Annotated in this window: 12 protein-coding genes; 7 read left to right on the top strand and 5 right to left on the bottom strand. The window is 66.6% G+C overall.

The annotated features are described in order from the left end of the window. Positions 1 to 118 precede the first annotated feature (118 nt). The 3 genes from coaD (at position 119) to ggt (ending at position 2,831) form a co-directional block, all read left to right on the top strand. Positions 119 to 598: a pantetheine-phosphate adenylyltransferase gene (coaD, locus tag LJF27_RS19435; RefSeq protein WP_003084466.1), complete on the top strand. Its 480-nt coding sequence runs from the start codon at positions 119 to 121 to the stop codon at positions 596 to 598. A gap of 120 nt (positions 599 to 718) precedes the next feature. Next, on the top strand, positions 719 to 970 hold the full coding sequence (locus LJF27_RS19430) for a YfhL family 4Fe-4S dicluster ferredoxin (RefSeq protein WP_003084462.1): 252 nt from the start codon (positions 719 to 721) through the stop codon (positions 968 to 970). 127 nt (positions 971 to 1,097) lie between these two features. Then, on the top strand, positions 1,098 to 2,831 hold the full coding sequence (gene ggt / locus LJF27_RS19425; protein WP_004346651.1) for a gamma-glutamyltransferase: 1,734 nt from the start codon (positions 1,098 to 1,100) through the stop codon (positions 2,829 to 2,831). Positions 2,832 to 2,935: 104 nt separating this feature from the next. Here the strand turns inward: ggt and LJF27_RS19420 are convergent, their stop codons facing one another. The 5 genes from LJF27_RS19420 to LJF27_RS19400 all read right to left on the bottom strand — a co-directional run bounded on the left by LJF27_RS19420 (position 2,936) and on the right by LJF27_RS19400 (position 6,969). Then, positions 2,936 to 3,922: a tetratricopeptide repeat protein gene (locus LJF27_RS19420; protein ID WP_003117888.1), complete on the bottom strand. Its 987-nt coding sequence runs from the start codon at positions 3,920 to 3,922 to the stop codon at positions 2,936 to 2,938. A gap of 269 nt (positions 3,923 to 4,191) precedes the next feature. Further along, positions 4,192 to 4,536, bottom strand: coding sequence for a hypothetical protein (locus LJF27_RS19415; protein ID WP_003084452.1), 345 nt, complete (start codon positions 4,534 to 4,536; stop codon positions 4,192 to 4,194). An 82-nt stretch (positions 4,537 to 4,618) separates the two neighbouring features. Continuing rightward, on the bottom strand, positions 4,619 to 5,197 hold the full coding sequence (locus LJF27_RS19410; protein WP_003117887.1) for a lysophospholipid acyltransferase family protein: 579 nt from the start codon (positions 5,195 to 5,197) through the stop codon (positions 4,619 to 4,621). A 76-nt stretch (positions 5,198 to 5,273) separates the two neighbouring features. Then, positions 5,274 to 6,086 (bottom strand): bifunctional DNA-formamidopyrimidine glycosylase/DNA-(apurinic or apyrimidinic site) lyase, encoded by an 813-nt coding sequence (gene mutM / locus LJF27_RS19405; RefSeq protein ID WP_003102876.1) that lies wholly within the window; start codon positions 6,084 to 6,086, stop codon positions 5,274 to 5,276. A 58-nt stretch (positions 6,087 to 6,144) separates the two neighbouring features. Next, positions 6,145 to 6,969 (bottom strand): HDOD domain-containing protein, encoded by an 825-nt coding sequence (locus tag LJF27_RS19400; protein WP_003118789.1) that lies wholly within the window; start codon positions 6,967 to 6,969, stop codon positions 6,145 to 6,147. Positions 6,970 to 7,184: 215 nt separating this feature from the next. On the opposite strand from LJF27_RS19400, the gene pfpI reads away from it, so the two are divergent. The 4 genes from pfpI to LJF27_RS19380 all read left to right on the top strand — a co-directional run bounded on the left by pfpI (position 7,185) and on the right by LJF27_RS19380 (position 12,774). Beyond that, positions 7,185 to 7,724, top strand: a complete 540-nt coding sequence (gene pfpI / locus LJF27_RS19395; protein WP_003102879.1) for a protease PfpI — start codon at positions 7,185 to 7,187, stop codon at positions 7,722 to 7,724. A gap of 72 nt (positions 7,725 to 7,796) precedes the next feature. Beyond that, positions 7,797 to 8,993, top strand: coding sequence for a class I SAM-dependent rRNA methyltransferase (locus tag LJF27_RS19390; protein ID WP_003102882.1), 1,197 nt, complete (start codon positions 7,797 to 7,799; stop codon positions 8,991 to 8,993). A 327-nt stretch (positions 8,994 to 9,320) separates the two neighbouring features. Further along, positions 9,321 to 11,159, top strand: coding sequence for a dihydroxy-acid dehydratase (gene ilvD, locus LJF27_RS19385; RefSeq protein ID WP_003084436.1), 1,839 nt, complete (start codon positions 9,321 to 9,323; stop codon positions 11,157 to 11,159). Between the two features lie 229 nt (positions 11,160 to 11,388). Continuing rightward, positions 11,389 to 12,774 (top strand): nucleobase:cation symporter-2 family protein, encoded by a 1,386-nt coding sequence (locus LJF27_RS19380; protein ID WP_003102887.1) that lies wholly within the window; start codon positions 11,389 to 11,391, stop codon positions 12,772 to 12,774. The last annotated feature ends 40 nt before the right edge of the window (positions 12,775 to 12,814 follow it).

Here is a 12,814-nt window from a genome sequence, read left to right as displayed (position 1 = left end):
AGCCGGCCCGGCGCCATCAGACCTATGGGCTAAAGGCCGATGGCCCGTGCGTCTTGGCCGCACGGGCATCCCTGCGCTACCATCCGATTCCCTTACGAAACCCTGCCAGGACGTAGCGATGAACCGAGTGCTGTACCCAGGCACCTTCGATCCCATCACCAAGGGTCACGGCGATCTGATCGAACGTGCTTCACGGCTTTTCGACCATGTGATCATCGCGGTCGCCGCCAGCCCCAAGAAGAACCCCCTGTTCAGCCTGGAACAGCGGGTTGCGCTGGCCCAGGAGGTCACCAAGCACCTGCCGAACGTCGAGGTGGTGGGCTTCTCCACCCTGCTGGCGCACTTCGTCAAGGAGCAGAAGGCGAATGTCTTCCTCCGCGGCCTGCGCGCGGTTTCCGACTTCGAGTACGAGTTCCAGCTGGCCAACATGAACCGCCAGCTCGCCCCCGACGTGGAAAGCATGTTCCTCACCCCGTCGGAGAAGTATTCCTTCATTTCCTCGACGCTGGTCCGGGAAATCGCCGCTCTCGGCGGGGATATCAGCAAGTTCGTGCATCCGGCCGTGGCAGACGCCCTGGCGGAACGTTTCAAGCGCTGATCCGCGTCTCTCCGCCGGCCTCCCGTCGGCGTCCCGCGTGCACTGCGGGCGCCGATGCGGCACAATTCCGCTATTCCCGTTACCGATGCCGTGGCTGTCCGTCGCGGTTGGAGTTGTTAGATGTCCCTGAAAATCACTGACGATTGCATCAATTGCGACGTCTGCGAACCCGAATGCCCGAACGGCGCGATCTCGCAAGGCGAAGAAATCTATGTGATCGATCCCAATCTCTGCACCGAGTGCGTCGGCCACTACGACGAGCCGCAGTGCCAGCAGGTCTGTCCGGTGGACTGCATTCCCCTTGACGACGCCAATGTCGAGAGCAAGGACCAGTTGATGGAGAAATACCGGAAGATCACCGGCAAGGCCTGATCCCCGCCGGCGCCTGTCCTTCAGGGACGGTTCGCGCCCCGTCCGACGCGCTTTTGGCTATCCTTGGCAATCCAGTCTGAGGCGTTCGCGGCCCCGTCCCGCGAACGCCGCTGAACAGTGAGCCGCCATGTCCTTCCTGAACCTGCCCGTCCGTACCCTGGTCGCCGCCTGCGGCCTGTCCCTGCTCAGCCTCGCGGCGCATGCCGACAGCTTTCGCGGCGACGCCCACGCACCGCAGCAGGCCGCCGTCGCCACGCCACATCCGGCCGCGACCGTCGCCGGCCTGGAAACCCTGGCCAATGGCGGCAACGCCTTCGACGCTGCGGCGGCCATCGCCGCTGCCCTGGCGGTAGCCGAGCCTTACGGCTCGGGACTCGGCGGCGGTGGATTCTTCCTTCTGCGCCAGGCCGGTGCGCAGCCGACCTATCGCTTCCTCGACGCCCGCGAGCGCGCGCCGAAGGCCGCCTACGCCGACATGTACCGGCGCAATGGCAAGGTCGACCCCAGGCTGTCCGTCGACGGCCCGCTGGCGGCGGCGATCCCCGGCCTGCCGGCGGCGCTGGTCGAATTGAGCAGCCGCTACGGACGCAAGCCCCTGGCCGACAATCTGGTGCCGGCGATCCGCCTGGCGGTGGATGGCATATCCGTCGACCGGATCTACCGTGACCGCGCCGCCATGCGCCTGGAAGCGATGCGCAAGGACCCGGAAACCGCGCGGATCTTCCTCGACAAGGGCGGAATCCCCGACGAATGGAACCTACTCCGCCAACCGCAGTTGGCACGTACCCTGGAACGCCTCGGGCGCTACGGGCGGATCGGTTTCTACGAAGGCGAGACAGCGGACAAGCTGCTCACCGGGGTCCGCGCCGGCGGCGGCATCTGGAGCGCGGCCGACCTGCGCGACTACCGGGTGATCGAACGCCGCCCGCTGGAGGTGAAGCTGGCCAACGGCCGCGAACTGATCAGCGCACCGCCGCCCTCGGCCGGCGGCGTCGCCCTGGCGCAGAGCCTGCAGATGCTGGAACAGCTGCCGTGGCAGAAGGCCGAGCCGGTACAGCGCGCCCATTACGTGCTGGAGGTCCTGCGCCGTGCCTACCGCGATCGAGGCCTGCTCGGCGACCCGGACTTCGTCGCCAACCCGCTGCCCAGTTTGCTGGCGCCGGACTACCTGAAGCGCCTTGCCGCCGGCATCGACCCGCGCCGCGCCACGCCCAGCTCGGCGCTGCCGGAGGCGCCGGCCTGGCGCGAAGGCGACCACACCACCCACTTCGCGGTGATCGATGCCCAGGGCAACGCGGTGGCCGCCACCCTCTCGGTGAACCTGCCGTTCGGCGCCGCCTTCACCGTTCCCGGTACCGGCGTGGTGCTGAACAACGAGATGGACGATTTCGCCGCCGACACCCAGGGCGCCAACAGCTACGGCCTGGCCGGCAGCCAGGCGAACGCGGTGGCGGCCGGCAAGCGCCCGCTGTCGAGCATGAGCCCGAGCTTCCTGGAAAGCCCGACCGACTTCGCCGCCTTCGGCACCCCTGGCGGCAGCCGCATCCCGAGCATGGTTCTGATCTCCATGCTGCAGTACTTCGACGGTCGCCCGGTCGGCCAATGGGTCGCCGCGCCGCGCTACCACCACCAGTACAAGCCGGACGTCGTCGAGTACGAACCGCGCGCCTTCAGCGATGCCGAGGCCGCCGAACTGCGCCGGCGCGGCTATCAGCTCAAACGCCTGGAGCGCAGCTACGGCAACCAGCAGGTGCTCTACTGGGACAAGCGCAGCGGCCGCGTCGACGCCGCCAGCGACCCGCGCGGGATCGGCTACTCGTCTCTGTCCCTGGAGGCGCAAGCGCAGCCTCGGCCGCACTGAACAAACGAGAGACAGCGCTCAAAAAATGCTCGACGATCTCACCCAGATAGGCGCCGCGTAGGGATTTCGCCGACGAGTCCGGCTGGCAATCCAGGCGGCGTGCCTCACTGGCTCGCCGCTTCAACCGCCTGCTGCGCATCCTCCGCACTGGCTTCCACCGCCTCCGGGTCAGACGGGGCGCCCTCCATGCCTCGGCCGGAGTGCCGGCGATCGGCGGCACCGGAGCAGTCGGCGACACCGGACAGCTCTCCATCCAGCGCAGCGTGAATCCAGTTTTCCAGGCGGGTGTACCAGGCTGCGTTCGCGGCGCTCTCCAACCAGGCGATGGCATCCGCATCCTGCTGCTGTGCGGCCTTTTCCAGCCAGAGCCGCGCTTGCAGCTTGTTCATCCCGGCACCGGAACCGTTCCAGTAGGCCTCGCCCACCTTGAACTGGGCACGGGCATCTCCCTGGGTCGCAGCCTTGCAGAACCAGTGGAAGGCCTTTTCCCGGCTGCCGGCATAACGGTCCAGCAGGGCGGCTTCCTCGTCTGAAGTGGCGGAATAGACGCCTTGCGAGTCGTCCAGGTAGAACCATCCCAGATTGGTTTCGGCGTCTTCGCTACCGCTGGCCGCCGCGCGTTCGAACCAGGTCCCGGCCTTCACCCGGTCCTGGTCGACCCCTTCGCCTCTCCAGTAGAGAACGCCCATTTCATTCTGGGCGGCGGCATCCCCCTGCTCCGCGGCCTTCCGGAACCAGCGTGCCGCCTCGGTCTTGTCCTGTGGCCCGCCGTCACCATCGCGATAGAGCATGGCCAGTTGGATCTGCGCGCGGACCATCCCCGCAGCGGCCGCCTTGCCCCACCATTCGCGCGCGCTGGCGTAGTTCTGTTGCTGGTAGAAGTAGGCGCCGAAATCGAACAGAGCCTGCGGCTCCCCCGTCTCGGCGGCCTGGCGGAGGCGGGTGAATTCGGCGAACAGTTCATCGCCGCGCTTGTCGCCCTGCTCGGCCTTGGACTGCTCCGTGCCGAGGTCGGACGCCGCATCCTCCGCCCAGGCGAACGAGGGTATGGCAAGAGCAAGGACGGACAGGAACACCCACTGACTGAACATACGCGAAATCCTTATCTTGGTTGAGTCGGTCGGCCACCCCTGGTCGACCTTGTGACCTTGCTGGTCAGCAGGACACTGTCACCATCGGAGAGTCCGATCAAGTGCCGCGAACGGTCCGTGCGGAACATCTGTCATCGGCCGATACGGCGCTATAGCTGCCGCCTGCCGTGGCGGAAGAAAAGACTTAGCCCAATCTCCGTGCCCCCTGCAATGCATCGAGAAAATAAAAAGCCGGTCGATGACCGGCTTTTTTTCATTCCGTTGGAAACTCAGCTTTCGTCGTGGTTATAGCCGCTGGTGGTGCAGCCCAGGCAACGGACGAAGGCTTCCTTGCCCGGATCGACCACCAGCGCCTGGCCGGCCTTGCCGACGCTGCCGCTGGCCGCAGTGAACGGCAGGCTGACCACGAAGGCCACCGCCCCGACGGCCGTGGCGGCGATCAGGAAGGGACGGGCGATGAGCAGATCGCCGATCATGGCGTACGCGGGGGGCGCTTCGACGGTGTACATCGGGTCGCCGCTGGCGTTTTCCTGCACGGCATCCGCCAGCGCGGGCATGGACGAGAGCCCGGTGGTCAGCGCCAGCACGAGCGCGGTGGTGCGAAACAGGTTCATGGAGGCGGTCCTTTCTGGTTTTTGGTTGGGCAGATATCGCCTAACTATAACAGCGCTGCGGGTAGTGCCAGCGTGACCGCCTTCAATCGCCGAGGAATGCGTAGTGCGGCTTTTTCGGGATGAACGGCCGGTAGAAGCCGATCAGGCTGCACAGGTCGGCGTCCTCGTTGCCGGTCGGCCAGAAGAGTTCGCCGATGACGATCCGCCGGTTTTCGTAGTCCAGCGCCGCCGGTACCACCGGTACGCCGGCGCCACGGGCGATGTGGTAGAAGCCCATGCGCCAGCGGTCGACCTTCTTGCGCGTGCCTTCCGGAGCGATGATCAGCATGAACTCGCGGTGCTCGCGGAAGGCCTGGATCGCCTGGTCCACGGTATTCAGCTTCAGGTGGCGCTGGATCGGGATACCGCCCCAGCGCCGCATCAGGCCGCCCAGCGGGCCGTTGAACAGGGTGTGCTTGCCGAACCAGCGGGCGTTCAGGCGCAGGACGAACTTGGCGGCAAGGAAGGCCACGAAGTCCCAGTTCGAGGTGTGGTGGGCGCCGATCACCACGAACTTGTCGAGCGCGGGCAATTGGCCCTCGATCTTCCAGCCGGAGAGTTTCAGCATGGCATGGCCGAGCGACTCGACCAGGGTGTTGCGAGGCAGGTAATTGCCGGACATCGTGCACCTTTCTTATGGCAGGCCGCTCACCGTGGCGGCCCTTCTTGTGGCGGTAGAGTATGCGCGGCGCGGCGCTTCAGCGTTGGCAGCGCGGGCAGTACACGCTGGCGCGCTGGCCTAGGCGGATCTCGCGCAGGGTGCTGCCGCAGACCTTGCAGAACTCCCCGCCACGGCCATAGACGAACAATTCCTGCTGGAAGTAACCGGGCTGGCCGTCGCCGCCGACGAAATCGCGCAGGGTGGTGCCGCCGCGCTCGATGGCGATCGCCAGGATCCGCTTGATCTCCTCCGCCAGGCGCAGGTAGCGCGCCTTGGAGATGCTCCCGGCGGGCTTGCGCGGATCGATGCCGGCGGCGAACAGCGCTTCGCTGGCGTAGATGTTGCCGACCCCGACCACCACCGCGTTGTCCATGATGAACGGCTTGACCGCCATGCTCCGCCCGCGCGACAGCTCGAACAGACGCTGGCCGGCGAAAGCGTCGGTCAGCGGTTCCGGGCCGAGGTTGCGCAGCAGCTCGTGTTCCAGTGGCGCCAGGCTCCAGAGCATGGCGCCGAAGCGCCGCGGATCGGTGTAGCGCAGGGCCATGCCCGAGGCCAGCTCGATGTCGACGTGCTCGTGGCGACTGGCCGGGGTGCCGCTCTCCACCAGCCTCAGGCTGCCGGACATGCCCAGGTGGCTGATCAGCGTACCGGCCTCGGCGCCCAGCAGCAGGTACTTGGCGCGGCGCTCGACGCTGACGATGCGTTGTCCGGACAGGCGCACGTCCAAGTCTTCGGGAATCGGCCAGCGCAGGCGCCGCTCGCGCACGATCACGCGCTCGACGCGCTGGCCTTCGAGGTAGGGGGCGATGCCCCGGCGGGTGGTTTCGACTTCGGGTAGTTCGGGCATGGCGGCAGCAATCCGGTTGACCGCGGCACCTTAGCAGGAAGCGCCGCGGCGCGGCCAGTCAGTAGCTGCCCTGGCCGACGCCCAGCTCGAGGATCGAGCCCTTGAGGTTCTCGAAGTCGTAGTCGGTGAGCCCGACGTAGTCCAGCACCAGCGCACCGATGCTGTTCCATTCGTGGTCTTCCGGCTGGTTGCCGAGGACCCGGTGCGAACCGCAGATGTGCTCGGCCATCTTCAGGATCGCCAGCAGGTTCTTCAGTTGGGTATCGCGTGCCGATTCGTCGCCGAAGATCGACAACGCGTTGTGGTGGTTGGCGATCGCCTCGCAGACGTGCTCCGGGAGGCGCCAGGAGCGCGCGGTGTAGTAGCCGACCACCGCATGGTTGGTGTTCAGCACGCGGTTCTCGGTGTCCACCACCCGGCGTTCGTCGCTGGCGGCGGCGTAGGCCTCTTCCAGCACCGCCATGTAGTGCGGGAAGCGCTTGAGCATCAGCGGGATGCCGCAGTTGTGGAACAGGCCGAGAGCGTAGGCTTCGTCCACCGATTCGTAGCCGATCCGCTTGGCCAGGCTCAGGCAGCTCATGGCCACGTCCTGGGCGGTGTCCCAGAAACGGTTGAGGGTGACGATGGTGTCGTCGCTCATCTCACCCTTGATCGACTGGGCGTTGATCAGGTTGATCACCGAACGACTGCCCAGCAGGTTCACCGCGCGCTGGATCGAAGTGATGCGATTGGCCAGGCCGAAGAACGGCGAGTTCACCAGTTTCAGGAGAGCCCCGGAAAGGCCCGGGTCCTGGCTGATCAGCCTGGCAATGTTCTTCAGGTCCGGATTGGGCATGACCTGCTCCATCTGCAGGTCGACCATGATCTGGGGTTGCGGCGGCACGCTGATGCCTTGCAGGGCCTGGCGGATCTGCTCGGCGGTGAGTTCTTGGACCATGAGGACGGAGGCGAAAGTTGACGGTGCGCGCAGTTTACCCGGAGAACCCCGCCATGGGGCGGGCTTCTACCGGAAAAGCGGCGCCAGGCAACGGACATGGAACTTTTCCCGCAGCCGCCAGGGTCGGAATGAATACCCCTTCTGATATCGGGAGACATGCCATGACCCAATCCCTGCACGGCAAGGTCGTCGCCGCCCTGGTGACCGACGGTTTCGAACAGGTCGAACTGACCGGTCCGAAAAAAGCCCTGGAAGACGCCGGCGCCACGGTAAGGATTCTTTCCGACAAGGCCGGCGAGGTGCGCGGCTGGAACCATCACCAGCCAGCCGAGGCCTTCCGCGTCGACGGCACCTTCGAAGACGCCAGCCTGGACGACTACGACGCCCTGCTGCTGCCCGGCGGGGTGATCAATTCCGACCAGATCCGCAGCCTGGCCAAGGCCCAGGAACTGGCGATCCGCGCCGAACAGGCGAGCAAGCCGGTGGCGGTGATCTGCCACGGCGCCTGGCTGCTGATCTCCGCCGGACTGGTGCAGGGTCGTACCCTGACCAGTTGGCCGTCGCTCAAGGACGACATCAACAACGCCGGCGGCCACTGGGTGGACCAGGAGGTAGCGGTGGACGGCAAGCTGGTGAGCAGCCGCAAACCCGAAGACATCCCGGCCTTCAACCGTCGATTCATCGAAATCCTCGCCGGCTGAACGGCCCGCGTTCGCGCAGCGGCGAATCCCGTCGCTGCGCTATAATCGCGCTCTTTTGCCGGAGCCTTTCCCATGACCCTGCCCAGCTTGCGTCTCAAAGCCAACGCCGAGCGCCGCCTGCGCGCCGGCCACCTGTGGGTCTACAGCAACGAGGTGGATGTCGCCGCGACGCCGCTGAATGCCTTCGCCGCCGGCGACCAGGCGGTGCTGGAAATGGCCAACGGCAAGCCGCTGGGCATCGTCGCGCTGAGCCCGAACAATCTCATCTGCGGCCGCCTCATTTCCCGTGATACCAAGCACGTTCTCGACAAATCGCTGCTGGTTCATCGCATCAACATCGCCCTCAGCCTGCGCGAGCGGCTTTTCGACAAGCCGTTCTACCGGCTGGTCTACGGCGATTCCGACCTGCTGCCCGGCCTGGTGGTCGATCGCTTCGGCGACGTGCTGGTGGTGCAACTGGCGTCCGCAGCCATGGAACTGCGCAAGGACGAGGTGCTCGCCGCCCTGCTGCAGGTGCTCAAGCCCGCCGCCGTGCTCTGGAAGAACGACTCCAGCGCGCGCGACGCCGAGGGCCTGGAGCGCTACGTGGCCAATGCCTACGGCGAAGTGCCGGAGTGGGTCGCCCTGGAAGAGAACGGCGTGAAGTTCGAGGCGCCGGTGCTGGCCGGGCAGAAGACCGGCTGGTTCTACGACCACCGCATGAACCGTGCGCGCCTGGCGCCCTACGTGCGGGGCAAGCGGGTCCTCGACCTGTTCAGCTATATCGGTGGCTGGGGCATCCAGGCCGCCGCCTTCGGCGCCAGCGAAGTGATGTGCGTGGACGCGTCCGCCTTCGCCCTCGACGGCGTCGAGCGCAACGCGGCACTGAACGGCGTGGCGGAGAAGGTCGCCTGCGTCGAGGGCGACGTGTTCGAGGCCCTGCGCGAGCTGAAGGCCGCCGACGAACGCTTCGACGTGGTGATCGCCGACCCGCCGGCCTTCATCAAGCGCAAGAAGGACCTGAAGAACGGCGAGGCCGCCTACCGCCGTCTCAACGAACAGGCCATGCGCCTGCTGAGCAAGGACGGCATCCTGGTCAGCGCCTCCTGCTCGATGCACCTGCCCGAGGACGACCTGCAGAACATCCTGATCGGCAGCGCCCGCCATCTCGACCGCAACATCCAGCTGCTCGAGCGCGGCGGCCAGGGCCCCGACCATCCGGTGCACCTGGCGATCGCGGAAACCCGCTACATCAAGAGCCTGACCTGCCGGCTGCTGCCCAACGGCTGAGCCCGTCCCGGCGGATGAGCGCCTGCGTTCATCCGCCCTACGGCCACCGCCGCTCATGGCGCGACGGGCGGCGCAAGACGCCAGCCGGGTCGCGACGCGCCGCTCCGCCGACCGCCAGCCTTCCCCATTCGCCCGCTCTGGGCTTAGAATCCGGGCATTCCTCGCCAATCATCCCCCGGCGGGCAGTGAGCCCAGGCCGTCGCCAATGGTGACCCCATTCAGACCCCGGCCAACTCCGTACACTCGGCTATTCCCCGTTTGCATCCGGTTCCTTCGACGCTCACGATACAGTCATAACCCGAACCTGATTAGCCGCAGGAAATCGTCATGCCCGATTACCGCTCGAAAACCTCCACCCACGGCCGCAACATGGCCGGCGCCCGCGCCCTCTGGCGCGCCACCGGGATGAAGGACGAAGACTTCAAGAAGCCGATCATCGCCATCGCCAACTCCTTCACCCAGTTCGTGCCCGGCCACGTGCACCTGAAGGACCTCGGCCAACTGGTCGCCCGCGAGATCGAGAAGGCCGGCGGCGTGGCCAAGGAATTCAACACCATCGCCGTCGACGACGGCATCGCCATGGGCCACGACGGCATGCTCTATTCGCTGCCGAGCCGGGAGATCATCGCCGACTCCGTGGAATACATGGTCAACGCCCACTGCGCCGACGCCATCGTCTGCATCTCCAACTGCGACAAGATCACCCCCGGCATGCTGATGGCCGCGCTGCGCCTGAACATCCCGGTAGTGTTCGTCTCCGGCGGGCCGATGGAAGCCGGCAAGACCAAGCTGGCCAGCCACGGCCTGGACCTGGTCGATGCCATGGTGGTGGCCGCCGACGACTCCTGCTCCGACGAGAAGGTCGCCGAGTACGAGCGCAGCGCCTGCCCGACCTGCGGCTCCTGCTCCGGCATGTTCACCGCCAACTCGATGAACTGCCTGACCGAGGCGCTCGGCCTGTCGCTGCCGGGCAACGGCTCGACCCTGGCCACCCACGCCGACCGCGAGCAACTGTTCCTGCGCGCCGGGCGCCTGGCCGTGGAACTCTGCCAGCGCTATTACGGCGAAGGCGACGACAGCGTGCTGCCGCGCAACATCGCCAACTTCAAGGCCTTCGAGAACGCCATGACCCTGGACATCGCCATGGGCGGCTCGACCAATACCATCCTGCACCTGCTGGCCGCCGCCCAGGAGGCCGAGGTGCCGTTCGACCTGCGCGACATCGACCGCCTGTCGCGCAAGGTGCCGCAACTGTGCAAGGTGGCGCCGAACATCCAGAAGTACCACATGGAAGACGTGCATCGCGCCGGCGGCATCTTCTCCATCCTCGGCGAACTGGCCCGCGGTGGCCTGCTGCACACCGACGTCCCCACCGTGCACAGCCCGAGCATGGCCGACGCCATCGCCCAGTGGGACATCACCCAGACCCGCGACGAAGCCGTGCACACCTTCTTCAAGGCCGGTCCGGCGGGCATCCCGACCCAGACCGCGTTCAGCCAGAACACCCGCTGGCCGAGCCTGGACGACGACCGCGCCGAGGGCTGCATCCGCAGCGTCGAGCATGCCTATTCCAAGGAAGGCGGGCTGGCCGTGCTCTACGGCAACATCGCTCTCGACGGCTGCGTGGTGAAGACCGCCGGGGTCGACGAGTCGATCCACGTGTTCGAAGGCAGCGCGAAGATCTTCGAAAGCCAGGACGCCGCGGTGAAAGGCATCCTCGGCGACGAGGTGAAGGCCGGCGACATCGTGATCATCCGCTACGAAGGACCGAAGGGCGGGCCGGGCATGCAGGAAATGCTCTATCCGACCAGCTACCTGAAGTCCAAGGGCCTGGGCAAGCAGTGCGCCCTGCTCACCGACGGACGCTTCTCCGGCGGCACCTCGGGCCTGTCCATCGGTCACGCCTCCCCGGAAGCCGCCGCCGGCGGCGCCATCGGCCTGGTGCAGGACGGCGACAAGGTGCTGATCGACATTCCCAATCGCTCGATCAACCTGCTGGTCAGCGACGAAGAACTCGCCGCACGCCGCGCCGAACAGGACAAGAAGGGCTGGAAGCCGGCCGCGCCGCGTGCCCGCCGCGTCAGCACCGCGCTCAAGGCCTACGCCCTGCTCGCCACCAGCGCCGACAAGGGCGCGGTACGCAACAAGGCGCTGCTGGACGGCTGAATCGTCCAGCGACGAAAAAAGCCCGGTCCCGCGCCGGGCTTTTTCATTCACGCGTACGCGCGCCGAATGGCGGATAACCGCAAGCGGTCATTCGCCCTACCGCTCACCCACGCTCCAACCGCAGGGCGCATACGCCACCGGCGTTATCCGCCGACATGCGACGCAGCCAGGCCTGGGCGAGACCGCGTTCGCCCAGTAAAATCGCGCTCTTTTTCCCCGGACCGCCACCATGAGTTCCCTGCAAAGCCCGTCGGACGCCAGCGCCCGCAACGACCTGGTCTATGGCCTGGACGACCGTCCCAGCGCTCCCATCGCCCTGCTCGCCGCCCTCCAGCACCTGCTGGCGATCATCGTGCCGATCGTTACCCCTGGCCTGCTGATCTGCCAGGCGCTGGGCGTATCGCCGCGCGACACCAATCTGATCGTGTCGATGTCGCTGGTGATCTCCGGCATCGCCACCTTCGTCCAGTGCAAGCGCTTCGGCCCGTTCGGCGCCGGACTGTTGATCGTCCAGGGCACCAGCTTCAACTTCGTCGGCCCGCTGATCGCCGGCGGGGCGCTGATGGTCAAGCAGGGCACGCCGGTGGAAAGCGTGATGGCGGCGATCTTCGGCGTGGTCATCGCCGGCTCCTTCGTCGAGATGGGCATCTCGCGCATACTGCCGTTCGTCAAGCGGCTGATCACCCCGCTGGTGACCGGCATCGTCGTGCTGATGATCGGCCTGACCCTGATCAAGGTCGGCCTGATCAGCATGGGCGGCGGCTTCTCGGCGATGTCCAACGGCACCTTCGCCAACGGCGAGAACCTGCTGCTGTCCGGTGTGGTGCTGGGCATCATCGTGGTGCTCAACCGCATCCCGGTGGTATGGATGCGCAGTTGCGCCATCGTCATCGCCCTGGCCGTCGGCTACGCGCTGGCCGGCTACCTCGGTCGCCTGGACTTCACCGGCATGCACCAGGCCGAGCTGTTCCAGGTACCGACCCCGCTGCACTTCGGCCTGGACTTCTCCTGGCCGCTGTTCATCCCGATGCTGGTGATCTACCTGGTCACCTCCCTGGAAGCCATCGGCGACGTCACCGCCACCAGCAAGGTGTCGAAGCAACCGGTGGAAGGCCCGCTGTGGATGCAGCGGATCAAGGGCGGCGTGCTGGTCAACGGCGCCAACTCGTTCCTCGCCGGTATCTTCAATACCTTCCCCAGCTCAGTGTTCGCCCAGAACAACGGGGTGATCCAGCTCACCGGCGTGGCCAGCCGCTACGTCGGCCTGTGGATCGCCGCCATGCTGGTCCTGCTCGGCCTGTTCCCGAGCGTCGCCGGGGTCATCCAGGCGGTGCCGGAACCGGTACTGGGCGGCGCGGCGATGGTGATGTTCGGCGCGGTGGCCGCTTCGGGCATCAACATCCTCGCCGGCATCCAGCTGGACCGCCGTGCCCTGCTGATCATCGCCGTATCCCTGGCCCTCGGCCTGGGCGTTTCGCAGGTGCCGGAGTTCCTCGCGCACATGCCCGCGGCGCTGCGCAACGTGCTGGAGTCCGGGGTCGCCACCGGCGGCATCTGCGCCCTGCTGCTGAACTGGTTCCTGCCGGAAAGCCCGGTCCAGAAGGCCGGACACTGATAGGCGCGGCGCCACCTCCGGGCGGCGTCGCGGTTTTCGC

It is taken from the genome of Pseudomonas sp. 203-8, from assembly GCF_020708595.1.
Lineage (GTDB): Bacteria > Pseudomonadota > Gammaproteobacteria > Pseudomonadales > Pseudomonadaceae > Pseudomonas > Pseudomonas aeruginosa.
Note: the sequence above shows the minus strand (reverse complement) of the source record. Positions and strands in the feature narration are given on the sequence as shown.

Bases quoted from the DNA above. Each gene is read 5' to 3' on its own strand.
- coaD (WP_003084466.1), top strand. From the start codon at position 119: ATGAACCGAGTGCTGTACCCAGGCACCTTCGATCCCATCACCAAGGGT.
- LJF27_RS19430 (WP_003084462.1), top strand. From the start codon at position 719: ATGTCCCTGAAAATCACTGACGATTGCATCAATTGCGACGTCTGCGAA.
- ggt (WP_004346651.1), top strand. From the start codon at position 1,098: ATGTCCTTCCTGAACCTGCCCGTCCGTACCCTGGTCGCCGCCTGCGGC.
- LJF27_RS19420 (WP_003117888.1), bottom strand. From the start codon at position 3,922: ATGTTCAGTCAGTGGGTGTTCCTGTCCGTCCTTGCTCTTGCCATACCC.
- LJF27_RS19415 (WP_003084452.1), bottom strand. From the start codon at position 4,536: ATGAACCTGTTTCGCACCACCGCGCTCGTGCTGGCGCTGACCACCGGG.
- LJF27_RS19410 (WP_003117887.1), bottom strand. From the start codon at position 5,197: ATGTCCGGCAATTACCTGCCTCGCAACACCCTGGTCGAGTCGCTCGGC.
- mutM (WP_003102876.1), bottom strand. From the start codon at position 6,086: ATGCCCGAACTACCCGAAGTCGAAACCACCCGCCGGGGCATCGCCCCC.
- pfpI (WP_003102879.1), top strand. From the start codon at position 7,185: ATGACCCAATCCCTGCACGGCAAGGTCGTCGCCGCCCTGGTGACCGAC.
- LJF27_RS19390 (WP_003102882.1), top strand. From the start codon at position 7,797: ATGACCCTGCCCAGCTTGCGTCTCAAAGCCAACGCCGAGCGCCGCCTG.
- ilvD (WP_003084436.1), top strand. From the start codon at position 9,321: ATGCCCGATTACCGCTCGAAAACCTCCACCCACGGCCGCAACATGGCC.
- LJF27_RS19380 (WP_003102887.1), top strand. From the start codon at position 11,389: ATGAGTTCCCTGCAAAGCCCGTCGGACGCCAGCGCCCGCAACGACCTG.